At 34.7% G+C, this 24,365-nt stretch carries 29 protein-coding genes; 21 read left to right on the top strand and 8 right to left on the bottom strand.

Annotated features, from left to right (window positions below; genetic code table 11):
* Together ACUXVC_RS21905 and ACUXVC_RS21900 are read right to left on the bottom strand one after the other, a co-directional pair.
* Complete coding sequence (locus ACUXVC_RS21905) at window positions 1–885, bottom strand: alpha/beta fold hydrolase (RefSeq protein ID WP_000819813.1); 885 nt, start codon at window positions 883–885, stop codon at window positions 1–3.
* A 15-nt stretch (window positions 886–900) separates the two neighbouring features.
* The gene (locus tag ACUXVC_RS21900) at window positions 901–1,734 is read right to left on the bottom strand and encodes a GNAT family N-acetyltransferase (RefSeq protein WP_340782667.1); all 834 of its coding nucleotides are present in this window, start codon (window positions 1,732–1,734) and stop codon (window positions 901–903) included.
* 262 nt (window positions 1,735–1,996) lie between these two features.
* Here ACUXVC_RS21900 and ACUXVC_RS21895 point away from each other — a divergent pair, with 262 nt between their 5' ends.
* Together ACUXVC_RS21895 and ACUXVC_RS21890 are read left to right on the top strand one after the other, a co-directional pair.
* Window positions 1,997–3,382 (top strand): alkaline phosphatase, encoded by a 1,386-nt coding sequence (locus ACUXVC_RS21895; protein WP_000714908.1) that lies wholly within the window; start codon window positions 1,997–1,999, stop codon window positions 3,380–3,382.
* A 54-nt stretch (window positions 3,383–3,436) separates the two neighbouring features.
* A complete protein-coding gene (locus ACUXVC_RS21890) occupies window positions 3,437–3,904 on the top strand; it encodes a hypothetical protein (RefSeq protein ID WP_053563631.1) in 468 nt (155 codons plus the stop codon).
* A 77-nt stretch (window positions 3,905–3,981) separates the two neighbouring features.
* On the opposite strand, the gene ACUXVC_RS21885 is transcribed toward ACUXVC_RS21890, so the two are convergent.
* Complete coding sequence (locus ACUXVC_RS21885; RefSeq protein WP_000456213.1) at window positions 3,982–4,632, bottom strand: GTP pyrophosphokinase; 651 nt, start codon at window positions 4,630–4,632, stop codon at window positions 3,982–3,984.
* A gap of 349 nt (window positions 4,633–4,981) precedes the next feature.
* Between ACUXVC_RS21885 and ACUXVC_RS21880 the strand changes: the two genes are divergently transcribed.
* From ACUXVC_RS21880 to ACUXVC_RS21870, 3 genes are all read left to right on the top strand, one after another.
* On the top strand, window positions 4,982–5,608 hold the full coding sequence (locus tag ACUXVC_RS21880) for a nitroreductase family protein (RefSeq protein ID WP_000245980.1): 627 nt from the start codon (window positions 4,982–4,984) through the stop codon (window positions 5,606–5,608).
* 146 nt (window positions 5,609–5,754) lie between these two features.
* Window positions 5,755–5,904, top strand: a complete 150-nt coding sequence (gene rpmG / locus ACUXVC_RS21875; protein WP_001265617.1) for a 50S ribosomal protein L33 — start codon at window positions 5,755–5,757, stop codon at window positions 5,902–5,904.
* Window positions 5,905–5,992: 88 nt separating this feature from the next.
* Complete coding sequence (locus tag ACUXVC_RS21870) at window positions 5,993–7,486, top strand: YcdB/YcdC domain-containing protein (RefSeq protein ID WP_144465077.1); 1,494 nt, start codon at window positions 5,993–5,995, stop codon at window positions 7,484–7,486.
* Window positions 7,487–7,529: 43 nt separating this feature from the next.
* Here ACUXVC_RS21870 and ACUXVC_RS21865 read toward each other — a convergent pair whose 3' ends face one another.
* On the bottom strand, window positions 7,530–8,450 hold the full coding sequence (locus ACUXVC_RS21865; protein WP_003271732.1) for a hypothetical protein: 921 nt from the start codon (window positions 8,448–8,450) through the stop codon (window positions 7,530–7,532).
* A gap of 152 nt (window positions 8,451–8,602) precedes the next feature.
* On the opposite strand from ACUXVC_RS21865, the gene sigK reads away from it, so the two are divergent.
* A complete protein-coding gene (sigK, locus tag ACUXVC_RS21860; protein ID WP_000051382.1) occupies window positions 8,603–9,316 on the top strand; it encodes an RNA polymerase sporulation sigma factor SigK in 714 nt (237 codons plus the stop codon).
* Window positions 9,317–9,606: 290 nt separating this feature from the next.
* On the top strand, window positions 9,607–10,395 hold the full coding sequence (locus ACUXVC_RS21855; protein ID WP_001255000.1) for a phosphatidylserine decarboxylase: 789 nt from the start codon (window positions 9,607–9,609) through the stop codon (window positions 10,393–10,395).
* Window positions 10,396–10,580: 185 nt separating this feature from the next.
* On the opposite strand, the gene sda is transcribed toward ACUXVC_RS21855, so the two are convergent.
* Window positions 10,581–10,736, bottom strand: a complete 156-nt coding sequence (gene sda, locus ACUXVC_RS21850) for a sporulation histidine kinase inhibitor Sda (protein WP_000850094.1) — start codon at window positions 10,734–10,736, stop codon at window positions 10,581–10,583.
* A 246-nt stretch (window positions 10,737–10,982) separates the two neighbouring features.
* On the opposite strand from sda, the gene ACUXVC_RS21845 reads away from it, so the two are divergent.
* The 8 genes from ACUXVC_RS21845 (at window position 10,983) to ACUXVC_RS21810 (ending at window position 16,119) form a co-directional block, all read left to right on the top strand.
* On the top strand, window positions 10,983–11,495 hold the full coding sequence (locus ACUXVC_RS21845; RefSeq protein ID WP_000765307.1) for a YqeG family HAD IIIA-type phosphatase: 513 nt from the start codon (window positions 10,983–10,985) through the stop codon (window positions 11,493–11,495).
* 3 nt (window positions 11,496–11,498) lie between these two features.
* Window positions 11,499–12,605: a ribosome biogenesis GTPase YqeH gene (gene yqeH / locus ACUXVC_RS21840; RefSeq protein ID WP_000140807.1), complete on the top strand. Its 1,107-nt coding sequence runs from the start codon at window positions 11,499–11,501 to the stop codon at window positions 12,603–12,605.
* A gap of 15 nt (window positions 12,606–12,620) precedes the next feature.
* Complete coding sequence (gene aroE / locus ACUXVC_RS21835) at window positions 12,621–13,454, top strand: shikimate dehydrogenase (protein WP_053563633.1); 834 nt, start codon at window positions 12,621–12,623, stop codon at window positions 13,452–13,454.
* Between the two features lie 5 nt (window positions 13,455–13,459).
* Window positions 13,460–13,753: a ribosome assembly RNA-binding protein YhbY gene (yhbY, locus tag ACUXVC_RS21830; protein ID WP_000955227.1), complete on the top strand. Its 294-nt coding sequence runs from the start codon at window positions 13,460–13,462 to the stop codon at window positions 13,751–13,753.
* Window positions 13,754–13,891: 138 nt separating this feature from the next.
* Window positions 13,892–14,461 (top strand): nicotinate-nucleotide adenylyltransferase, encoded by a 570-nt coding sequence (gene nadD / locus ACUXVC_RS21825; RefSeq protein WP_001226037.1) that lies wholly within the window; start codon window positions 13,892–13,894, stop codon window positions 14,459–14,461.
* On the top strand, window positions 14,451–15,020 hold the full coding sequence (gene yqeK, locus ACUXVC_RS21820) for a bis(5'-nucleosyl)-tetraphosphatase (symmetrical) YqeK (protein WP_001078478.1): 570 nt from the start codon (window positions 14,451–14,453) through the stop codon (window positions 15,018–15,020). The genes nadD and yqeK overlap by 11 nt, the downstream gene beginning before the upstream one ends.
* Entirely contained in the window at window positions 15,017–15,373 is a 357-nt protein-coding gene (gene rsfS, locus ACUXVC_RS21815; protein WP_000998173.1) for a ribosome silencing factor, read from the top strand. Before yqeK ends, rsfS begins: the two co-directional genes overlap by 4 nt.
* Complete coding sequence (locus ACUXVC_RS21810) at window positions 15,370–16,119, top strand: class I SAM-dependent methyltransferase (protein WP_144465075.1); 750 nt, start codon at window positions 15,370–15,372, stop codon at window positions 16,117–16,119. Before rsfS ends, ACUXVC_RS21810 begins: the two co-directional genes overlap by 4 nt.
* Window positions 16,120–16,308: 189 nt before the next feature.
* On the opposite strand, the gene comER is transcribed toward ACUXVC_RS21810, so the two are convergent.
* Complete coding sequence (comER, locus tag ACUXVC_RS21805) at window positions 16,309–17,136, bottom strand: late competence protein ComER (protein ID WP_053563635.1); 828 nt, start codon at window positions 17,134–17,136, stop codon at window positions 16,309–16,311.
* Between the two features lie 77 nt (window positions 17,137–17,213).
* Here comER and ACUXVC_RS21800 point away from each other — a divergent pair, with 77 nt between their 5' ends.
* The 3 genes from ACUXVC_RS21800 (at window position 17,214) to ACUXVC_RS21790 (ending at window position 20,770) form a co-directional block, all read left to right on the top strand.
* Entirely contained in the window at window positions 17,214–17,813 is a 600-nt protein-coding gene (locus tag ACUXVC_RS21800) for a helix-hairpin-helix domain-containing protein (RefSeq protein ID WP_053563636.1), read from the top strand.
* A gap of 63 nt (window positions 17,814–17,876) precedes the next feature.
* Window positions 17,877–18,434, top strand: coding sequence for a ComE operon protein 2 (locus ACUXVC_RS21795; RefSeq protein WP_000439773.1), 558 nt, complete (start codon window positions 17,877–17,879; stop codon window positions 18,432–18,434).
* Between the two features lie 14 nt (window positions 18,435–18,448).
* A complete protein-coding gene (locus tag ACUXVC_RS21790) occupies window positions 18,449–20,770 on the top strand; it encodes a DNA internalization-related competence protein ComEC/Rec2 (RefSeq protein WP_098976534.1) in 2,322 nt (773 codons plus the stop codon).
* 31 nt (window positions 20,771–20,801) lie between these two features.
* Here the strand turns inward: ACUXVC_RS21790 and ACUXVC_RS21785 are convergent, their stop codons facing one another.
* On the bottom strand, window positions 20,802–20,936 hold the full coding sequence (locus ACUXVC_RS21785) for a YqzM family protein (protein WP_000997609.1): 135 nt from the start codon (window positions 20,934–20,936) through the stop codon (window positions 20,802–20,804).
* A gap of 346 nt (window positions 20,937–21,282) precedes the next feature.
* On the opposite strand from ACUXVC_RS21785, the gene holA reads away from it, so the two are divergent.
* Window positions 21,283–22,293: a DNA polymerase III subunit delta gene (gene holA / locus ACUXVC_RS21780; protein ID WP_001279933.1), complete on the top strand. Its 1,011-nt coding sequence runs from the start codon at window positions 21,283–21,285 to the stop codon at window positions 22,291–22,293.
* An 85-nt stretch (window positions 22,294–22,378) separates the two neighbouring features.
* On the opposite strand, the gene rpsT is transcribed toward holA, so the two are convergent.
* On the bottom strand, window positions 22,379–22,636 hold the full coding sequence (gene rpsT, locus ACUXVC_RS21775; protein ID WP_001274012.1) for a 30S ribosomal protein S20: 258 nt from the start codon (window positions 22,634–22,636) through the stop codon (window positions 22,379–22,381).
* A gap of 180 nt (window positions 22,637–22,816) precedes the next feature.
* Between rpsT and gpr the strand changes: the two genes are divergently transcribed.
* Both gpr and ACUXVC_RS21765 read left to right on the top strand, forming a co-directional pair.
* Window positions 22,817–23,920: a GPR endopeptidase gene (gene gpr / locus ACUXVC_RS21770; RefSeq protein WP_075719071.1), complete on the top strand. Its 1,104-nt coding sequence runs from the start codon at window positions 22,817–22,819 to the stop codon at window positions 23,918–23,920.
* Window positions 23,917–24,282, top strand: coding sequence for a YqxA family protein (locus ACUXVC_RS21765; RefSeq protein ID WP_098976532.1), 366 nt, complete (start codon window positions 23,917–23,919; stop codon window positions 24,280–24,282). Before gpr ends, ACUXVC_RS21765 begins: the two co-directional genes overlap by 4 nt.
* Window positions 24,283–24,365: the final 83 nt, after the last annotated feature.

Here is a 24,365-nt window from a genome sequence, read left to right as displayed (position 1 = left end):
TTATTTTTCAACTTTGATCGGATTGTTCTTAAAGAAGTCTTGTACATACCCGACAAATTCTTGTGGTTCTTGGCGAAATGGTGCATGATAACCTTTTTCAATAATATGTAAAGTGCTATTTTTTAAGAATTGATGATACGTTTCTCCTTCTTTCCAAGAAACGCTACTATCATTTCTGCCCCATATAATTAAAGTCGGCTGTTTCATTTCATTCGCATTAATTTTAAGACGTCTAGGCCATAGTTTCATTTTGTTATAATGCTCTTCATCGTTACGTTTGAATTTCACTTTGCTCTCATCATAATCAGTAATAGAAGAAACGGCATTTAAATCAGTCGGCAATTGTGGTTTTGGTGAGCCTTGTTTAGTAACGAATGTATGAGGACCACCTGTAGCATCAGTTAAAATAAGGTGAGTAACTGCTTCAGGATATAAATACGTTAAATTTAGAGAAATTTCTCCCCCCATGGAATGCCCCAGTATTGCGAATGAATCATACCCTAGTTTTTTCATTAATTTATAATACAAATTTGCATGAGTTGGAAAAGAATAATAAAAATCCATTGGCTTAGATGAGCGCCCGAATCCTAAAGCATCTACAGAAATAATTGTATGATCTTTTGCTAAATCGGAGTAAATCTTTTGAAAACCATCTGATGACCCTCCAAAGCCATGAATCATAAGTAAAGGTGGTTTTTCATTACCAATCTTTTTAAAGTAAATGGTTTGACCATCTATTTCTACCATTTTTTCCTCGGTAGCTAGTTTAGCTGTAATTGTATTTTTCACTTGCTTTACTTGTTCTACTGGCTTTTCTGCTGCACTACATCCTACTAATAGTGTAAGAGTAAGACAACCTACCATAAAATAGCTAAATCGCTTCAATTAGGTGTCTCCTTTCTAACATAACGCTGTATCTATCATAGCAAATAGCATATTACGATTTCCAGGAAGTTGGCTACCATTTTTTATCATAAGAGGTGAAAGGAGCGTTTCTTGGAAATTTTCTGTTTGAAGAAATTTACGAAATATAAATTGTGAGTGTGGGACATCAATTCGTACTATACCATTCCAACATTCACATATCTTTTTTAATAATTGAATAGCATCTTCTTCTTGCTTGGCGATAAGTGGATGGATACATAATATATTGCCCTTTTGTATGCATAATGAAAAAGCTTCTATACGGTTATTTCTTTCAATTTTAAAAGCGTGTATGGCCCTTGGTAATAGCAAAGAGTAAAGTAGAGAACGATCCACACCAGTTGCAATTTGATCAAGAGAAGTAAGAGATATAAGGTCTTCTTCTCGTACTTGTTTTAAGTGAGAAGGATACGTCTTAGTAGTTTGCTTTTCAAAACGATGAATTGTTGTTGCTGTTTGAAATCCACATGATGTGTATAGAGGTTCGCCAGCTTTTGTCGCAATAAGTGCAATTGGTTGTTTTGGATGAATTTGTTCCAAGCAATGATTTAGCAACATGCGCCCTATTCCTCGTCCTTGAAAATTAGGGTGAACGATTAACATACCAATGGAAGTGAAGTTACTTGTAAAAGGAAATACTCCTCCAGTCGCAATGAGTTTGTTTTCATGAATATAACCTACAAGTGTGCCGATAGAAAGATACATTTCGAATTGCTTTTTCATAAAAATTTCATCGTGTAACCATCCAACAGATTTGCAAAGATTAAGTAATTCAAAAATAAAAGACTCATTTAGCTTTACTATTTTCATAAAGGCTCACCGCATTTCTATTTAATTTCATAAAAATAGAGTCAAAATGTAAAAAAAAGAGATTTACGTTAAATGAAATCCAACCTGTTTATATTTAAATTGTAAAGGGCAGGATGGCTGATACGAAGAGACAAAGTTATACAAATTATAACTGATATTTACATAAGTTAACAAAAAATTTACATACAGCTAATTTTCTCTTAATAGTCTTCCATTAAATTTGATAGTGGGAAATGAATAACCTAATTAGGGGGACAAGACAGTGAAAAAGTTTGTGAAAAAAGCATGGCCATTTGCAGTTGTGGCATCATTAGCAGTTACTTCGGTAGCAACATGGAATTTTACTCGTTCTAGTGAGGTTAATGCAGATGAGAACGGAAGCAATGCAAAGATTAAAAATGTTATCGTATTAATTGGGGATGGTATGGGCCCTTCATATATGACGGCTCACCGTTATATGAAAGATAATCCAAAAACCTTTGAAATGGAATCTACAGAATTTGATAAGCATCTTGTAGGAACACAAAAAACATACCCAGAAGATGAGCATGAAAATATTACAGACTCTGCATCAGCAGCAACAGCTATGTCAGCAGGGATTAAAACATATAATGCTGCAATTGCAGTTGATAATGATAAAGCGGAAGTGAAAACGGTTCTTGAGCAAGCGAAAGAAAAAGGGAAATCAACGGGACTTGTTGCAACTTCTGAAATTACACATGCAACACCAGCTGCTTTCGGTGCGCATGACATTAGCCGTAAAAATATGGACGCAATTGCAAATGATTATTTTGATGAGAAAATTAAAGGGAAGCATAAAGTAGATGTTATGCTTGGCGGCGGCGTAAAGAACTTTGTTAGAAAAGATCGTAATCTTACAGAAGAGTTTAAGAAATCTGGTTATAGCTATGTAACGGATCGAGATCAATTGTTAAATGATAAAAATGATCAAATTCTTGGTTTATTTGCACCAGGTGGATTAGATAAAATGATTGACCGTAATGATAAAACACCTTCATTAGAAGAAATGACTAATGCAGCAATTGAGCGTTTGAACAAAAATAAAAATGGTTTCTTCTTAATGGTGGAAGGAAGTCAAATCGACTGGGCTGGACATGATAATGATATCGTTGGTGCAATGAGTGAAATGGAAGACTTCGAAAAAGCTTTCAAAGCAGCGATTGAGTTTGCGAAAAAAGATAAAAATACGTTAGTTGTTGCAACGGCAGACCACGCTACAGGTGGATTATCTTTAGGGGCCAATGGCGAGTATAACTTTAAAGTAGATCCAATTAAAGCTGCAAAACGCACACCAGACTTTATGGCAAATGAGATTGCAAAAGGTGCAAATGTAGAAGAAACATTGAAAAAGTATATTGATTTACAATTAACTCCAGAAGAAATTCAAGCTGTAAATGATATAGCTCCGTCAAAAGATGTAACAAAGATTGATAATGCAATTGAAGATATTTTCAATAAGCGCTCGGTTACAGGCTGGACAACTGGTGGACATACAGGGGAAGATGTGAACGTGTATGCATTTGGTCCAGGTAAATACTTATTCTCAGGCGTTCAAGAGAATACAAATATAGCGAAACGTGTCTTTGATATTGTTGGCGGTGGCGATCCGAATAAAGGAAGACGTTAATTAAGAGCGAAAGTGAGGCGAAATGCCTCACTTTTCTTTTTAGGAGTTGGGAATATGGAAAAAATATTTAGGAAATTAAGATTCCTTCTAGTATTTGTAGTATTACTAGTTGGATGTCAACAAGAAGAGAATAACGTAGAACAAAAATTTACTACTAAAAAAACTGAGGAAAAGGTACAAATAACAAAAGAAGAAGAGAAATCTATTCAAGATGTTATTACTACATTTGTGCGAACGACGAATGAAAAAAATCTTGCAGAACATATGGAGTTATTTTCAAAGAAGATGCCTAGTGCTGAAGACTTAAAAACACAAAAAGAAGCCGCATTTCAAAAGGGAAATAAGAAGATTGAATTGGAACATATAGATATGAAAGCTAGTAAAGTAGGGTATGTTATTGTTGAAACGAAAGAAAAGGAAGTAGACGATAGTGTCACTCTTCAAAAGAAAGTACAGTACGCTCTTGGAAAAGAAGATGAGAAATGGAAGATTGAAGAGGTTCGCACGATAGAGAAAAAATAACGTGAAACTTTAATAAGTGTGGGAGTCGCACTTCTAAAAAATGGTACAAAAAAGGTTCTCATTGGCGAGAACCTTTTTTATAGTGGTAGCATAATTTGATTTGAGCATGCCTCAATATCATCAATATCTTGACGAATTGTGGCCATTTTATTATCAAGATCTTCAGCTTTCATTGCTGCATCATGTAGTTCATCTTTTAAATACTCCGGTATTTTCCCTTCATATTTATAATAAAGTTTGTGTTCTAAACTTGCCCAAAAGTCCATTGCCAGTGTACGTAACTGAATTTCTGCAAATACATCTTTTGTACCAGAATTCAGTGATAAAGGATATTTAATAATCATGTGTAAACTTTTATAACCGTTTCCCTTTGGATTAGCGATATAATCTTTTACCTCTATGATTTCCATATCTTCACGCTTTTGAATGACTTCTTTTAAATGATAAATATCTTCTACGAAGCAACATGTAATACGAATACCAATAATATCTTGTAAATGCGTTTGGGCATTTTCAACTGTCGGTAATAAATTTTTACGTTCAAGCTTTTTAATAATACTTTCAGGTTGTTTTAGTCTTGTTTTTATATGTTCAAACGGGTTGTAATCCTCTAAAAATTGAGCTTCCCGGTTCATAATTTCAAATTTAGTTTTTAACTCTTCTAAAGCAAATGTATATGGTAATACAAAAGCTTTCCAGTAGTTAACTGTTGATTGATTATATTCCATTTATATACACACCTTTTCCTATTTACAAGTGAGGTTGTTATTATACTAAATACCAAATCATATAAGCACAAGCGGCAAATGATGAGATCATAAAGCGATATTTAGTTTTCATACTTTCAACTCCTTTCGAGTAAGATTCTATATAAATAAACGTGATTGTTAATAAGTTCACTATGTACAATTTCTATAGTAATAGATTCGTGTGAATTTCGTATGAACTAATTGTTTCAGCTTTTTGTCTTTTTTACTGTTAATCATAATTATTATTCGGATTTAAAGTGTTTTCATTTGATTTATCTATTTGTATAAATTAATGTATATTTAAATTTATAGTTATTAAGGAGGATATATGGTGAACTTTGAAGAATTAGCAATTGCTAGACGTTCTGCAATGAAATTTATACAAGGTATAGAAATCCCTGATGAGGATTTTAAAAAAATATTTGAGTTAACTAAGCTTTCTCCATCTTGCTATAATTTGCAGCACACACATTATGTTGTAATTCGTGATCAAGAGCGAAAAGAAAGATTAAAAGAATTAGCGTTCGGTCAATATAAAGTATCGAGTGCATCAGCGGTAGTGCTCGTTTGTGGTGATAAAAGAGCATACCAAAATGTTGAAAATATTTACTTCGGTATGAAAGTTTTAAAAATGATTGATGAATGCGAATATGAAGATACAATTAGGCAAACGAAAGGTTTATATGAAGGAAAAGGAGAGCGTTTCATGGAGGATGAAGCGATTAGAAATGCTTCGTTAAGCGCGATGACTTTTATGTACGCAGCTAAATATTATGGCTATGATACATGTCCAATGATTGGTTTCGATGAAAAAGCAGTACAAAGTGAATTAAATATGCCAGAGCATGTAATACCTGTTTTAATGATTACGATAGGGAAAAGTGATACGACTAAAGTTCGTCCAAGAGGATATCGAAAGCCAATTAGTGAGTTTGTTACATACGAATCGTTTTAATAAAATTTATTTAACTATAAAAACAAGGGGATTCTAAATGGAATCTTCTTGTTTTTGCAATTGACAAATAGAATGAAGTTTTATAATATATAAATCGTAATCATTACGTTTTAGTTTGCGATCTTTGAAAGAAAGGAGAATTACCTATGCGTGTAAATATTACATTAGCTTGTACGGAGTGCGGTGATCGTAATTATATTTCTAAAAAAAATAAACGAAACAATCCAGAACGCATCGAACTAAAAAAATATTGTCCACGATTAAAGCGAGTAACGTTACATCGTGAGACGAAGTAGAAGACTAGAGATATCTCTAGTCTTTTTTTGTTAATAAGTTTTGGTTTTCTTTGTTATAATTACCTTAAATTGTAACAAAGGAGAGGGTATGGTGAATCAAAAAGATAAAGAAAGAAAAGAGCACGTAGCTCATATTATTGAAATTCCAGATGAATATAGGCTTGTTGTAGATGATCAAGAAGGGATTGATGACCCGTATCATCTATTATGGTGGGGACATAAAGATGATGAAGAGAAACAGATACAAATTACATTAAATAGACATACTGGTAAATTAATCGAATTTAGGATAGATGATGGAAATTCTTTTTCGAGTGATAAGGGAGCGATAGAGGAGAATAAAGCAAGAGAGGTTGCAAATACATTCTTAAAAAAATATACAAAAGAAGAATATGAATTCTATACATATGTAACGGTTAAGGACGACAGGCGCGGTTGGAAAGAAGTAAATTATATGCAAGAAGTGAATAGCTATCCATTGCCGAATACTGGGTGTGTTGTGCGAGTGCACCCTTCAGGTAATGTTGTGCATTTTCATTACAATGGACAAAAAGCCATAGAGAAAAAACCGTTATGGCCAAGTGAAATTGTTGGGGAGAATATCGTTTTAGAAAATTTGAAAGCTAGACAAGATATGAGACTTGTATTTGTAGATTTAACATACTCTTCATGTGAGTATGAAAACGGGGAAGAAGTAAAAGGGTACCATCTTGTATATGAACCAGAGCCTAGTCATGCGTTTATTGATGCAAGTACAGGTAAAGATTTATATGGGCTAGAACACTATAAATTACCTTCTACAGTACTTGTTGATAAACCGCTAAAGAGTAGTCAAAAAAAAGATGTGTTTGATTTATTTGATTGGGACAAGGGGAAGTTTGTCAAAATAGATGAAACAGTAGATGAGGATGAAGTCCGGATAAAATTTGTATTAAAAGAAGAATTACAAAAAGAAATAGAAGAGAAGGATTCATATTCAATGGATGAGTTTTATAAAAAACATTTTCCGATGTTGAAACATGATGAATTCGTTGTAATTACTCTAGATAAAGAAACAAATCAATTGCTTTCTTTTTTTATGTGGAAGGATGAGAAAAAAAGGAAAACAATCTTATCAAGAGAGCAATGTTTAAGCAAGGCACTTCAATTTTTAGAGCATATTATCCCAGATGCGACAAAGTATGTTCAACTTTGGGATAATTATGAGGAGGAAGAGGGGATAGAGAGGTTTTCCTTTTCAATCTATGTAAATGACATTCATGTAGAGCGGAAATATATTATGATCAACATCAATGCAGAAAATGGTGCTGTGATGCACTACTCTGGAGAGTCTGGCAACTTTATAAAAGAATTACTTACATATGAAACAACACCAAAAGTAACAAAAGAAAAAGCGTTAGAAATATACAGAGAGGCTATCCGAGTTAAATTAGAATGGTTTGTGGATCATGATGCAGAGGAAACGAAATACAAACTACTGTACAAACAAACGACAGATGAAAAACATAAAGAACCTTTTGATTGTAGTCGGGAAATTCGTTATATTGATGCCCAAACTGGGAGAAAGATTTGGAGTAAGTAAAATAAAAAGAGTTATTTTTCAAAGAAAATAACTCTTTTTATTTTTATAATTTGTCTGTTCGTTTTTCAAAATTAAATGTGATAGGAAGATTGGAAGAAGAATTATCACTTTTAAATGTTACTTTCCATTCTTTAGTATGGGCTTTAATTTCAAAATTAAGAAGATTCATCGCTCTACGTTTATCTATTTCTAAAAACATATTATGAATTTCTGGTTCTTGCTGTAAATTAAGAGCCTTTAGTGTGACTGTTAATGTGAAAAAATTTTGCCCTTCATATACTATTTTTGATATTTTTGTTTTTTGTGTATTTAACAGTATATAAAAACGGTCTGATGGAGTTAATTGTACAGAGTCATCAGTAATTTCATTCTCGCTATTATAAAGTTCAACTAAGAAAGATGTACTATGGGAAGAATGTTTTTTGCTTGTAATCTGTAATTCAGTAGGAATCATCGGTATTTCATAAAAATCATTCCTTATTATGTTATTGTAATCCTCTGAAAATTTACGGACTTCTTTTGGAAAAGAGTCTTCTTGTGTACTTAAAAAAGTTTTATGTTGCTTTGGAGTTTTTTTACTAAAATTTAATGTTTCTTTAAAGTAATAATTGGATCCAGTTAAAAATAAAAAACTACAAATTAATAAAAAAATTCGATACGGATTTTGAAAGTTAAAGAACAGTAGTATACATGTAATAAATCCAATTACATAGAAAATAAAGATAAGTAGTTCTAGTTTTGAGTGAAAGGAGAAACCATAATTATGAAAAAATTTCATTCCAATTATAATTTGAGCTCCAAAAAACAAAGAAATTCCAAATTGAAAAAATAATAAATCAGGCCCTCTCTTAATAACAAAAGTAATGAACGAAATGAAAAGTAAAAATACCCCTAAATAAATTGTTACATTTAATAATCGATCTAATGTAAGCATGAATAGTTTCCCCTTTAATAGCATATTCATATATAAATAACAATTTTATATAATTATAATATAACAATAAAATATTTTAAATGTTGGAAGTGTTGAGTTTTATAAATAAACTGTACAGACACAAACAACCTCAAGCCCACATACACATAATAAAGACCACTATTTTGGCGGAGGTGAAAGGTTTGAGTCTATTCGCCGCAATTGGATATATGGTTCGAGAAGTGTTTGTCTTTGTTTCTTATGTGAAAAATAATGCGTTTCCGCAGCCGTTATCATCAGATGATGAGAGAAAGTACTTAGAGTTAATGGAGCAAGGTGATGCTCAAGCGAGAAATCTTTTAATTGAACATAATTTACGGCTTGTAGCTCATATCGTTAAAAAATTTGAGAACACAGGAGAAGATGCAGAAGATTTAATTTCAATTGGTACGATCGGGCTCATTAAAGCGATCGAGAGCTATTCTGCAGGAAAGGGAACGAAGCTTGCGACGTATGCAGCACGCTGTATTGAAAATGAAATTTTGATGCATTTACGTGTACTAAAGAAAACGAAAAAAGATGTTTCACTTCATGATCCGATCGGGCAAGATAAAGAGGGCAATGAAATATCGCTTATTGATATATTAAAATCAGAGTCTGAAGATGTAATTGATATGATTCAGCTTAGTATGGAGTTAGAAAAAATTAAAGAGTATATCGATATTTTAGACGAAAGAGAAAAAGAAGTGATTGTGAAACGTTTTGGACTTGGGCTAGATAAGGAGAAAACACAGCGGGAAATCGCTAAGGCGCTTGGCATTTCTAGAAGTTACGTATCACGGATCGAAAAGCGTGCTTTAATGAAAATGTTCCACGAGTTTGTAAGGGCAGAGAAAGAGAAAAAAGCGAAAGAGTAAAGTGTATTAGAAGCAGCCATATTTTAAAATAGGCTGCTTTTCTTATTGTAAATAAGAAAAGAAAACGCGTTATGCTAAGAAGAAATACATGTTCACTGTTGAAAATGACGGATTCTATCTGTAATATTAGAAGGTGCTAAATAATTTAAGAATAATACCATACTTAGTTTTCTGTATGTATAATAAGGCTGCTTTATATGATATGTGGGAATAAGAACCAATTTTACGTATGATATAGAAAGAAAATAAGGGAAAACTAAAGTTATAGACTGATTAGGGGGTTTCGCAATTTGCGACGTACATTATATCGACTTATGATAGAACTTACAAATGGTCGCTTTACTTCTTATATATTACGTAAATTTGCACAATCTCGTTTGAGCTCTATCATTATTCCATCGTATGCGAAAGTTTTTCAAATTAATCAAGATGAGATGGAAAAGGGTTTGAAGGAATATAGAACATTGCATGAATTATTTACGCGTAAGCTAAAAGAAGGAAAGCGTAGTATTGATACAGATGCATCGAGTATCGTTAGTCCTGTTGATGGTGTTTTTGCAGATCATGGTCCTATTGAGGATACAAAAACATTTGACATTAAAGGAAAGCGCTATTCAATTGTGGATATGCTAGGTAATGAAGAACGTGCAACGCGATATGCAGGCGGTACATATATGGTAATTTATTTGAGTCCAAGTCACTATCATCGCATTCATAGTCCGCTTTCTGGTTCTGTGACTGAAAGATTTGTACTCGGTAGAAAATCGTATCCGGTAAATGCAGCTGGTATGGAATACGGGAAAGAACCGCTGTCAAAAAATTATCGTTCTGTTACAGAAGTAAGCAGTGATGGCGAACATATGGCTCTTGTAAAAGTAGGGGCCATGTTTGTTAATAGTATTGAGCTTTTGCATGAGAGAGACACTGTTCAAAAAGGTGAAGAAATGGCATACTTTACATTTGGTTCAACAGTTGTGTTATTGTTTGAAAAAGATATGATAGAAGTAGTGCAGGAATTAAAGAGTGGACAAGAGCTGCGTCTTGGTGAAAAAATAGCTACTCGATTAGCTCATAAATAAAGAAAAGCTTTTATAACCGTAAGTAAGAGTTATGGGCAAAGATACTTAATGATGAAATCCCCTAGATGGGAGTACTTGTTTATTCGAGAGCCATCGTAGGATGGCTCTTTTTACAGGGCATTCAATAATGTATCCTGTAACTGTTTGATTGGTACGGGCTGATTAAACTTTCACTTTATATGTAATCAAGAAGATTTGACAAGCTTGTCCTCTAATGAGCGTCTAATGATTTCTTGTTTTATAAGTAAAATGAAGTCGGGATTTAATTTTAGTTCTTTTGCTTTATAATAAGACTCAGTGAGTAACTCAGTGGATAACTGTTCCATATGTTTTGTTTTCAAGGTGAGTCACCTCCTAATAATATAAGGATTGATTCGTTGATGCATTTAATGTACCAAAAAAGTATGACAGTCACAAACGAGTGGTTATCCACATACCTAGGTGGATAAAGTGTGTATAGTTTGTTAGTAAATTCCAAATTAACTGAAAGATTAATGTGGAAAATGTGTACAATTTTATCCACAGGTTATATATCGAAAAATGTTGTCGAAAAATTTTATGAAAAATCCTCAAAGAGGTGAAAGAAATTGAAGCTATTTTTACCAAATGAATACGTGAAAAATGTATATCATGTTCAACCAGAAGATTTAAAAAAACGTGGGATTAAAGGTGTTATTACTGATTTAGATAACACTTTAATTGAATGGGATCGTCCAAATGCAACCCCGCAACTTGAAGAATGGTTCTTAAAAATGAAAGAGCAAGGCATCCAAGTAACGGTTGTTTCAAATAATAATGAGCAACGTGTAAAAGATTTTGCTGATCCATTAGGTATTCCATTTATTCATAGTGCACGTAAACCATTTGTTCGAGCGTTTAAGCGTGCGATACAAGAGATGCATCTGCAGGCAGAGGAAGTTGTAGTAATTGGAGATCAGTTACTGACTGATGTGCTTGGTGGAAACCGAGTAGGGCTTCATACAATTTTAGTTGTACCGGTAGCACAAACGGACGGATTAGTGACGCGCTTTAATCGAAAAATTGAACGAAGAATCATGAAAAATATGAAGAAAAAAGGTTTAATTAACTGGGAGGAATAAAGTTTGACTGAAACAATTAAATGTATTGGTTGCGGTGTAGAAATTCAAACAGAAAATAAAAACGAAGTGGGGTATGCTCCTACCTCATCTTTAGAGAAAGAACAAGTCATTTGTCAACGTTGTTTTCGCTTGAAGCATTACAATGAAATTCAAGATGTATCGTTAACAGATGATGACTTCCTACGCATTTTAAATGGAATTGGAAAATCAGATGCATTAGTAGTCAAAATTGTAGATATTTTTGATTTTAATGGTAGCTGGTTACCTGGCTTACATCGTTTCGTAGGAAATAATAAAGTATTACTTGTTGGAAATAAAGCTGATTTAATTCCAAAGTCAGTAAAACATGATAAAGTAAAGCATTGGATGCGCTATAGTGCAAAGCAGCTAGGATTAAAACCAGAAGATGTCTTTTTAATTAGTGCAGCGAAGGGACAAGGAATTGCTGAACTAGCAGATGCTATTGAGTATTATCGCGGCGGCAAAGATGTTTACGTTGTTGGATGTACGAATGTAGGGAAATCGACATTTATTAATCGTATGATTAAAGAATTTAGTGATGAGACTGAAAATGTAATTACAACATCTCATTTCCCAGGAACAACACTGGATTTAATTGATATTCCATTAGACGAAGAATCTTCTTTATATGATACGCCAGGTATTATTAACCACCACCAAATGGCTCATTATGTTGGGAAGCAAAGCTTAAAGCTTATTACACCAACAAAAGAAATTAAGCCGATGGTATTCCAATTAAATGAAGAACAAACGTTATTCTTTAGTGGATTGGCACGTTTTGATTATGTAAGTGGTGGTCGTCGTGCGTTTACTTGTCACTTCTCGAATCGTTTAACAATCCATCGTACAAAGCTTGAGAAAGCAGATGAATTATATAAAAATCATGCTGGAGATTTACTAAGCCCGCCAACGCCAGAAGAATTAGCAAATATGCCTGAGTTAGTGAAATACGAATTTAATATTCGTGAACCAAAGACGGATGTTGTATTCTCTGGATTAGGATGGGTTACTGTGAACGAACCAGGCGCAAAAATTGTTGCACACGTACCAAAAGGAGTAAGTGTTTCACTACGTAAATCTTTAATTTAATATGGAGAGGGATTTATGAAACAATTATATGGTGTAATCGGAAATCCAATTGGACATTCATTATCACCCGTTATGCATAACGATGCATTTGAACACTTGAATATGGATGCCCATTATCATGCATTCCTTGTTGAAGAGGAAGCGCTAGGGGAAGCAGTAAGAGGTTTAAAAGCATTAGGTATTTCAGGATTTAATGTAACAACTCCGCACAAGGTTGCTATCATGGAGTATTTGGATGAGATTGATCCATTGGCAAGGAAAATCGGTGCAGTAAATACAGTGGTTCATAAGAATGGAAGGTTAATTGGCTACAACACAGATGGAATTGGTTTTGTTCGAGCGCTGCAGTCAATTAGTAATGAACCACTTCAAGGGAAACGTATTTTGTTACTTGGTGCAGGTGGTGCTAGCCGAGCTATTTATTTTTCTCTTGCTGATGTAGGTGTAAAAGAGATTGATGTAGCCAATCGTACAGTAGATAAGGCGAAAGAACTTATTGCTGCACGTACGGCCGATGTTAATTCTGTTGCTTTGTCGTTAGAAAAAGCGACAGAAGAACAAGGAAATTATGATATTATCATTCAGACGACAACGATAGGTATGCATCCACACGTCGAACATACGCCATTACAAATGTGTTCGTTAAAAAAAGGAACGATTGTATCAGATATAATTTATAATCCATTTGAAACGAAAATTTTATGTGAGGCAAAAGAGCAAGGCGCAATCATTCAAAATGGTATTGATATGTTTGTTTATCAAGGAGCACTTGCATTTGAAATGTGGACAGGACGTGTACCAAATATTAATCGAATGAAACAATTAGTTATAGAAAAGCTTGGAGGCTAACATATATGTTAACAGGAAAACAAAAAAGATTTTTACGTGCACAAGCACATCATTTAACACCAATTTTTCAAGTAGGAAAAGGCGGAGTAAATGAAAATATGGTAAAACAAATTGGAGAAGCGTTAGAAGTTCGTGAACTATTTAAAGTGAGCGTATTACAAAACTGTGAATTTGATCGCCGTGAGGTTGCGGAAGAACTTGCAAAAGGTGCACGTGCTGAAATCGTTCAAGTAATTGGAAGCACAATCGTTTTATACAAAGAATCAAGAGAAAATAAACAAATTAAGCTTCCTCGATAAAAAGATTAGCATGCGCTATTTTTTATCGCTGATGCGTAATGATGTAGAGAGCGAAACCAATTGAACTTTTATTAATAGCAGCTCTCTTCGTTCCTAACCAAGGAGAGTTGCTGTATGTAAAAGGAAGGGGCGTTTCTTTTGAGGAAAATTGGCATCATTGGCGGTACATTTGATCCGCCTCACTATGGACATTTGCTAATTGCAAATGAAGTATATCACGCTTTGGAATTGGAAGAAGTATGGTTCTTGCCAAACCAGATTCCGCCACATAAACAAGGACGTAATATTACAAGTATAGAAAGTCGTTTACATATGTTAGAGCTTGCGACTGAGGCAGAAGAACACTTTTCTATTTGTTTAGAAGAGCTAAGCAGGAAGGGCCCATCTTATACGTATGACACTATGTTACAATTGACGAAGAAGTATCCGGATGTGCAGTTTCACTTTATTATCGGTGGGGATATGGTTGAGTATTTACCGAAGTGGTATAACATTGAAGCTTTACTTAATCTTGTAACATTTGTTGGAGTTGCAAGACCTGGGTATACATTGCATACACCATATAAGATTACTACAGTGGAAATTCCGGAATTTGCAGTTTCTTCATCCTTATTACGTGAGAGATATAAGGAGAAGAAAACGTGTAAATATTTACTTCCTGAAAAAGTACAGGTATATATCGAGAGGAATGGGTTGTATGAATCGTGAGAATGCACTGCATATTGTCAAACAACAAATGCATGAAAAACGTTATATACACACAATTGGTGTAATGGAGACAGCGATTGAGCTTGCTAAGTTATACGGTGTGGACGAGAAAAAAGCAGAGATGGCAGCTATATTCCATGATTATGCGAAATGTAGAGCAATTTCAGAGATGGAAGAGATTATTAAACGTGAAGATTTGCCGAAAGATTTACTTTGCTATAATAAAGAGTTGTGGCATGCGCCTGTTGGGGCATACTTAGTAGAAAAAGAGGTAGGCATTACGGATTCTGAAATATTGCAAGCTATTACATATCATACAAGTGGTCATGAGAACATGACGATGTTAGATAAAGTGATTTATGTAGCTGATTACATTGAGCCAGGGCGAAAGTTTCCAGGTGTGGAAGAGGCTCGTAAACTCGCATATACGGATATAAATCAAGCTTTATTATTTGCCTTAAAGAGAACAATTCAATTTTTAATGGAAAAAAATCAGACGATTTATCCATTAACATTCCAAACATACAATGCAGTTATCAAGGAGGAAATGAGTAAATGAACGATAAAGATTTATTAGTGTTAGCGGCAAAAGCAGCTGATGATAAAAGAGCAGAAGATATGGTTGTCCTAAATATGCAAGGTATTTCACCAATTGCAGATTATTTCATTATTTGTCACGGTAATTCAGATAAACAAGTGCAAGCAATTGCACGTGAAATTAAATCAAAAGCACATGAGTTCCAAATCGACGTACAACGTATGGAAGGTTTTGACGAAGCACGTTGGGTATTAGTTGATCTTGGAGATGTAGTTGCCCATGTATTCCATAAAGATGAGCGTAATCACTATAATTTAGAGCGTCTATGGGGCGATGTGCCACGTGAAGATATAACAGAAGAGCTAGGCCAATGAAATACGAACAATTTGCATTGTTGTACGACGAACTGATGAATGATGTCCCTTATGATAAATGGGTAGAATTCACAGAGGAAAGCCTGCAGCAGGCAGATATGAAAGAGGCAAAAATTCTTGATGTAGCATGCGGTACGGGTAATGTAACCCTTCCGCTTGTGCAAAAGGGTTACGATTTAATAGGTGTCGATCTTTCAGAAGAAATGTTAACAGTCGCTCAGCAAAAACTAGGAGGAGAGGGATACTTTATTCCTTTTTACCAACAAGACATGCGAGAGCTTGATGTTCCAGGTGAGTTTGACTGTGTCACTATCTTTTGTGATTCATTAAATTATGTATTGCAAGAAGATGGAGTACAAGAAACATTTAGAAGAGTGTTTCACCATTTGCGTCAAGATGGTTTGTTTTTATTTGATGTACATTCTTTATATAAAATACATCATGTATTTCAAAATGAAACGTATACAGTGAATGGAGAAGAAATATCTCTTATTTGGAATTGCTTCCCTGGTGAAGAATCAAATAGTGTAGAGCATGATTTGACATTCTTTGTTCAAGATCCGGAAGAAGATGTGTACCATCGGTTTGATGAATGTCACGTGCAACGTGCATATCAAGTGGAAGAGTTAACGAAATGGCTTGAAGAAGCAGGTTTTACAGTTCTTCGTGTAACAGGTGATTTTGAGCGACTTGAAGTTACAGAACAAACAGAGCGTATTTTCTTCATGGCGAAGAAAAACAAATAAAACAAATAAAACAAATAAAACAAAAGCAACCGAGAAGGTTGCTTTTGTTTTATAAAGAAGATGTATTTTTAGTTCTAGCATAATCTGAAGATCGTATGCGTAAAGTGTGGGAATAGTAGTTGAAGTGAAAATGTATTGTAAAAAAGTAAGTATTTATAAAAAGGATTTGGAATGAAAATGACGTATTTATTATGTGTGTTTATTGAATTGCTGATCAACGCATTCTAAATCTTCATCAAATTTTTCATGTGTTCGCTCGATTAACTTATGGAACATATCTCCAACGTGTTCTTCTAAAACCCGAATGCCTTCCCCGGTAACGCCGCCTTTCACGCAAACCTTTTCTTGTAAGGTAGGTAATGTGAAGATTTCTTTTTCAAGTAATTTCCCCATCCCCACGACCATTTCACTTACTAAAGTAGTAGCCTCTTCGTGTGTAATATTTGTTTTATCTACAGCAGCGTTAATGAAGCATTGTAGTAAATAACTAAAGAAAGCAGGACCGCAACTTGCTATATCAGATGAAACACGTGTTATATCTTCTTCTATTACAAGAGGTGTAGAAATATTTTTGAATAGACGAAGTAGTTTTTGTTGCCATTCTTCAGAGCAATTATTTCCAAATGTAAATAGTGAGGCGCCAGAGAGGGCGCGATTTGTGATACTTGGAATGATACGTGCGACGTGGCACGGTACGAGAGTCTCTAATTGTGATGGAGATATTGGACTTGTAATAGAAACTAAGCACGTTTCATCAGAAAAATGTTCAGCGTATTTTTTTAGGATAGGGTATATATCTATCGGCTTAACGCAAATAAAAATAAGTTGTGATTGTTCGATTACTTCCGGGATTGTTTTTGCTATATGAACAGAAGGGTATTTTTCTTTTATGTGATATGCTTTGGCAGGCGTCCGATTAATGATTGTAAGGCACGAAGGTTTGACAGCACGGGTTTCTAAAAATGCATCGATTAGTATATTCCCCATGTTTCCTGTCCCTATAATTCCTATGTTCAAAGTTTCATCCCTCCTTCGTAACAGCTTTCTCCTAAACAATATGAATGATGTTATAAATTTATGATTAGAGGTGTAAAATGATGTGGGATTTTCCGAAAAAGTGGTTAGGTTTAGTAGCTATTATTGGAACTTTACTTTTTCTTGTTTTTTGGAAAACGAATCAGAGTGTAGAACGAACGCCTATTACAATGAATGTGCAAGAGAAGGAGATAGAAAAAAAGGGTAAACCGAAAATATCGGATACAAAGGAACAGAAAAGAACAATTATAATTGATGTGAAAGGAGCGGTTAATAAAGAAGGGGTATATGAAATGAAGGAAGGAGATCGCGTAAAGGATGCGGTTCAAAAGGCTGGTGGTTTTTTATCAGAAGTAGATATGAAAAAAGTGAATTTAGCACAAATTGTACAAGATCAAATGCTTCTTTATATACCGAGTAAAAATGAGCCAGAACAAGGGATGTTTACTTCTTCTAAGGAAGATGGCAAGATTCGAATAAATACAGCAGCGAAAGAGCAATTGGAAAAAATTACAGGGATTGGCTCTCGAAAGGCAGAAAGTATTTTGAAATATCGAGAAGAGCATGGTCCGTTTCAGAAAATAGAAGATTTATTAGAGATTGATGGGATTGGTGCGAAGTCTCTTGAAAAGATAAAAGATCAAATTATTATTCCGTAAAAGATTGACGAAGTTTTTCTTCTTTCGCTACACTACAAGTAGACAAAAAAGTAGGTGAAAAATATGGAACGAATTTCATGGGATCAATATTTTATGACGCAAAGCCATCTACTATCGTTACGTAGTACATGTACAAGGCTTGCGGTAGGAGCGACAATCGTTCGCGATAAACGAATTATTGCTGGTGGATATAATGGTTCGATTAAAGGTGGCGTACATTGTATAGATGATGGTTGTTACGTAATCGATAATCATTGTGTTCGGACAATTCATGCCGAAATGAATGCTTTATTACAATGTGCCAAGTTTGGTGCGAAAACAGAGGAAGCAGAAATTTACGTTACGCATTTCCCTTGTTTACAATGTTGTAAGGCAATTATTCAAAGTGGTATTACAGCGGTTTATTATGCGCAGGATTATAAAAATCATCCATACGCCATAGAGTTATTTGAACAAGCGAATGTAACAGTGAAGCACGTTCCGCTAGAATATGATATCGCTGCATTAGAGGAGCAAAAACGTTATACGGAGTTAAAAGAATTATTTGCGTCTTTAGAAAAAGATAATTTATCAATGGAAGAATTACAGCATGTATTCACGAAAGCAAAAATGATGCTATAAGGAGTGAGTATAAGTTGCAGGAACAATGGGGGTATGTTGCAATCTCGTTTATAATAGGGATTGCAATTGCCTTTTCCTCGTCACTTTTATTGATAGTTTTTTACCTCTTTTTAAATGGTTTCTTCTGTTTATATCGCACTTCGCGTAAAACCTTCTTTTTTTGCATTGTAGCGTGCTTTAGTGGCGCTGTATACACTTCCTATGTTCAAGGGTGGAATAAGTCTCTAGGAGAGCCCTATGGAGTTACAAGAGGGGTTATACAAAACACACCGCTTGTTAATGGAGATCGCCTATCTTTTCAGTTTGAAGATCACAATAAAAATATAGTGCAGTTAAGTTATAGAATAAAATCAGCCTTGGAAAAGGAAAAAATGCAACAATTATACGCAGGGATATCATGTGTATTCGAGGGTGAGAGGAAAGAACCGCAAACAGCTCGGAATTTTCATGGTTTTAATTACCGTGATTATTTATACAAGCAACATATTCATTTCACATTTGAGGCTGCATATATTTCTGAATGCTATAAAACATCACTGTCGCTCATGCAACGGATTCTCCTTTTGAGGCAACAAGTAATCTCGAAAGTTACAGAGATGTTTCCAGAGCAATCAGGTGCTTTTATGAATGCGTTACTATTTGGTGATAGACAACAAATGACGTTTGAAGTGGAAGAGCAATATCAACAGTTTGGTCTTGTACATTTGTTAGCAATTTCAGGTTCGCACATTGTATTGTTAATGGTGATAGTATATTTTATTTTGCTAAGAAGTGGTGCGACGAGGGAGGTAGCAACAATTTGCCTTATCATTTGTATTCCTTTGTATATGGTTTTAGCAGGGGCGTCACCCTCTGTTATAAGGGCTTCTATAACAGGAGTTTTGACGTTGATTGCTTTTATGTGCTCGATTCGTTTATCTAGTTTAGATGCTTTAAGTGTAACAGCTATATGTATGCTTATATATGACCCTTATCTTGTTTTTAATATTGGATTTCAGTTTTCTTTTGTAGGTAGCTTCGCTTTACTTTTGTCTGCTCCGTTATTGTTAGTGAGTAGCAACGGAGTAATCCGAAATTCTATTTATATTTCTATCATTTCACAGCTCGTTAGTACTCCGATTTTGTTATATCACTTTGGTTATTTTTCTCCATATAGCATTTTCCTCAATCTTTTATACGTTCCGTTTTTATCTATCATTGTATTACCATGTAGCATTATTATTTTACTGTGTATGCCAATTGTCCCGTTTCTCGCAAAAGGATTTGCGGATGTGTTATCAATAGGCTTGAGTATGTCTAATGTTTTTCTAAGTTATTGTGAAAGTTTACCATTTAACCAGCTTATTTTCGGGAAAACGTCCTTCAATCTTGTAGCTGTATATTGCGCGAGTATTGTCAGTATATTGATGGTTTGGGAAAGGAGAGCGCCGAAAAAAATGGTTTGTATAGTTGTGAGTATATTTCTTTTTATTAGCACGTGTCATTATGTATATCCATATTTTAGAGGAAGTGGAAGTGTAACATTTATTGATGTTGGACAAGGTGATGCAATATTAATTCGCCTTCCGTATGATAAAGGGGTTTATCTTATTGATACAGGTGGAACGCTTCGTGTCAATAAGGAAGAGTGGCAACAAAAAAAGCATGAATTTTCTGTTGGAAATGATGTTTTAATACCCTATTTACAAAAAGAAGGTATTAAAACAATTGATAAATTAATCGTAACGCATGGAGATGCAGATCATATAGGTGCTGCGCAAGAATTATTATCATATATACCTGTAAAAGAAGTTGTATTTGGCCGAAAGGGAAAAGATGCAGTATTAGAAAAAGTAGTAAAGAAACAGGCATTAGAAAAGGAAATGAAAATAACTGAAGTGGGGGAAGGGGAAAGTTGGAGTGTAAATGAAGCTGAATTTTTCGTTTTAGCTCCAAAAGGAAAAGAAAAAAGTGAAAATAATGCTTCAATTGTAATATGGGCAAAATTTGGAGGATTGACGTGGCTATTTACAGGCGATTTAGAAGAAGAAGGAGAGCAGTTTTTAGTATCTGCGTATCCAGATTTGCGAGTAGATGTTTTAAAAGTTGCTCATCATGGAAGTAACACGTCATCTATAGAGTCTTTTTTGAACGTTATACAGCCCCGTGTAGCGATTATATCTGTTGGTAAGCAGAATAGATATGGACACCCACATAAAGAAGTGATAGAGCGTTTGGAGAAGATGGGGAGTGCGATATGGCGCACGGACAAGCAAGGTGCTATTTCCTATGTTTTTAAAGGGGAAAATGGAACCTTTCAAAGTAAAATCACATACGATAAGACATATAATAGGTGAAAAAGAGAAGACTGCCATGAAGTGGCAGCCTTTAAGAACCGATAAATTTAATAACAGTTGCAATGATGAAAAGTGTTGCGAAAAAACCAAATGAGACGATAAATCCTACCCCTGAATCAATAGCGTCATTGCGTTTACTTTGAACGTTTTGTTCAAAATCATTCATTTAGAATCCCTCCCCAACATTCCACTTTAGTATAAAATATTGTCAGAAAAAAATCTACAATTTCCATATGAAGAGAAAATGAGCTTTTTTGCTACTTTTAGATCATGAAGTAACGTGAGTTTTTTGTTTCCAAGCATGTTAACAGTTGGCACTTATACTCGAATTTTTATTGTGAATAATAAAGGGAAGGTGATTACCGCACACCAATAAGAAACCCGGGGCTTATTGCGTGGCGTTTAATATAAATAAAGGGACGGGTTATAAAGCCTGTTCCTTTGTACTTGTAAAACAAAAGCTAGGGCATTAGTATAAATATATATTGCCAAGTTAGGGAGTAGGAAAAAGTATGAGTGATATACATAAAAAAATTAAAAAGAAACAGTTTGCTTCGTTATATTTACTATATGGAACGGAAGCTTTTTTTATAAATGAAACGATAAAGCTTATTACGACAGAAGCACTTGAAGAAGAAGATCGAGAGTTTAATGTTGTGACATACGATTTGGAAGAAGCATATTTAGAAGATGTGGTTGAGGATGCGCGTACGCTTCCTTTCTTTGGAGAACGGAAAGTACTGTTAATAAAATCACCGCTATTTCTGACTTCGCAAAAAGAAAAGTTAGAGCAAAATATAAAAATTTTAGAAGAATACATTGGTGAACCTTCTCCATTTTCTATTCTTGTTTTTGTTGCGCCTTACGAAAAACTTGATGAGCGAAAAAAAATTACAAAACTATTAAAGAAAACAGCAGATGTAGTAGAAGCGAATGCGATGCAAGTGCAGGATGTTCAGAAGTGGATTATTGCTCGTGCAGATGAAGTGCATGTGCACATTGATAACGCGGCTGTTAGTTTGTTGCTAGAGCTTGTGGGAAGTAATGTAACGATGTTGGCGAAGGAAATGGACAAGTTAACGTTATACGTTGGTATGGGCGGAGAGATTACGACGAAACTTGTTGCAGAGCTTGTGCCAAAATCAGTTGAGCAAAATGTATTTGCTTTGACAGAAAAAGTGGTGAAAAAAGATATTGCAGGTGCAATGCAAATTTTGGATGGATTATTTACGCAGCAGGAAGAACCGATTAAATTGCTTGCGTTATTAGTGAGTCAATTCCGTTTGTTGTATCAAGTGAAAGAGTTACAGCAACGTGGTTATGGGCAAAATCAAATTGCATCTCATATTGGTGTACATCCGTATCGTGTAAAATTGGCGATGAATCAAACGAAATTTTTCTCTTTTGAAGAATTAAAAAAAGTGATTATAGAATTAGCGGAAGCTGATTATAGTATGAAGACGGGAAAGATGGATAAGAAACTTGTGCTCGAGTTTTTCTTAATGCGATTAAATCATATGTGATGACACAAAAAAAGTTCATGTACCTAGTGCATGAACTTTTTTTGTATATAAAAAAACGATCCAAATGGATCGTTTTTTAAACGCCTTACGCGTTTACTTGTTTCGCTAAGCGAGATTTTTGACGAGATGCAGCGTTTTGGTGGATAAGACCTTTACGAGCTGCTTTGTCAAGTTTTTTAGAAGCAGTTTTGAAAGCTTCTTTAGCATTTTCAAGATCGTTATTAGTAACTAAAGCTTCTACAGTTTTAACAGCAGAACGCATGTCAGACTTGATAGAAGCGTTATGTGCACGACGCTCTTCGCTAAGTTTAGCGCGTTTGATAGCAGATTTGATGTTTGCCATACTTTTCACCTCCCTGGTGCAATCGAATGACTCGATTCTTACATAGAACAAGTGATATTCTATCAAACGGTGAAGAGAATTGCAATAGTATATCCATGAAATTTCACGTAAAGGAAAGAATGACCTTATATAACTTTGGGAAATCTAACGATATTTACTATGAATTACGGAGGAGATACGATGAAAGAACCATTGGATTTAAGTAAATATAGCGTTAGAACTGACCTTGCTGTAGAAGCTCATCAAATGTTGCAAGAAAGCCAAGAAGAACAAAAAGGGGTACAGGGGGTAATTGTAAAAGAGAGGGAAGAAGAAGGTACTATAATTACAAAAGTAACAATTGATGAAGCTGCCTCTGAAGCGATGGGTAAAAAACCTGGAAATTATTTAACGCTTGAAGTACAAGGTATACGTCAGCAAGATACAGAACTTCAACAAAAAGTGGAGCGTATTTTTGCAAAAGAATTTTCTTATTTCTTAGAAGAGGTTGGTGTTACAAAAGAAGCGAGCTGTTTAATTGTAGGCCTTGGGAATTGGAATGTAACACCGGATGCTCTTGGGCCAATAGTTGTAGAAAATGTATTAGTAACGAGACATTTGTTTCAATTGCAGCCTGAAAGTGTAGAAGAAGGATTCAGGCCTGTTAGTGCAATTCGGCCGGGGGTAATGGGGATTACAGGCATCGAAACGAGCGATGTTATTTATGGGATTATTGAGAAGACAAATCCAGACTTTGTAATTGCGATTGACGCATTAGCTGCCCGTTCTATTGAACGAGTAAATAGCACGATACAAATTTCTGATACTGGAATCCATCCTGGATCAGGGGTTGGGAATAAACGTAAGGAACTAAGTAAAGAGACATTAGGTATCCCTGTTATCGCAATTGGTGTTCCGACTGTGGTCGATGCAGTTTCGATTACAAGTGATACGATTGATTTTATTTTGAAACATTTTGGTCGAGAGATGAAAGAAGGAAACAAACCTTCAAGATCTTTGTTACCAGCGGGATTTTCATTTGGAGAAAAGAAAAAATTAACAGAAGAAGATATGCCAGATGAAAAGAGCCGAAATATGTTTTTAGGTGCTGTTGGTACGTTAGAAGAAGAAGAAAAAAGAAGGTTGATTTATGAAGTGCTATCGCCTCTTGGTCATAACTTAATGGTGACCCCAAAAGAAGTAGATACTTTTATTGAGGATATGGCGAATGTAATAGCGAGTGGTTTAAATGCAGCGCTGCATCATCAAATTGATCAAGATAATACGGGAGCGTATACACATTGAGGGAGAAAAATGATAATAGTTTGAGTCGTTTTGCGCTTTTGTGTATATGTAGTGTAGCTTTATGTTTACTTATGATGATAGCAGGAGTGTCACTTGCTAATCATGGTTTGAAAAGTATGAAAGGTTATCGGCAATTGTCGTATGAACAAATAGCTCATATGACAGGGACAGAGAGTACAGGTGCTGAATCAGAAATTTTGGGTAGTTCGTTTTCAGCTTCAGAAAAACAACAACAATTAGAACGTTTAAGAAGTTTTAATGTTGTAGAAGGAATTGGGATGGCGGTAGCAAGTGTAGCTTATGAAATGACGAAGTTCGGAACGGATATAGTTGTTGGGAAAATAAAGGGGATTTTTAGCTAAGAGTAGCATGGGAGATGGTTGTTTTACTGATTTGTAAGACAACCGTTTTAAAATTTGAAAAGGGTTTGTCTCTTATGGTTTAT

This window comes from Bacillus sp. N6, from assembly GCF_052805735.1.
The sequence above is the reverse complement of the archived record's forward strand: the minus strand, read 5'-3'. Positions and strand labels throughout refer to the sequence as shown.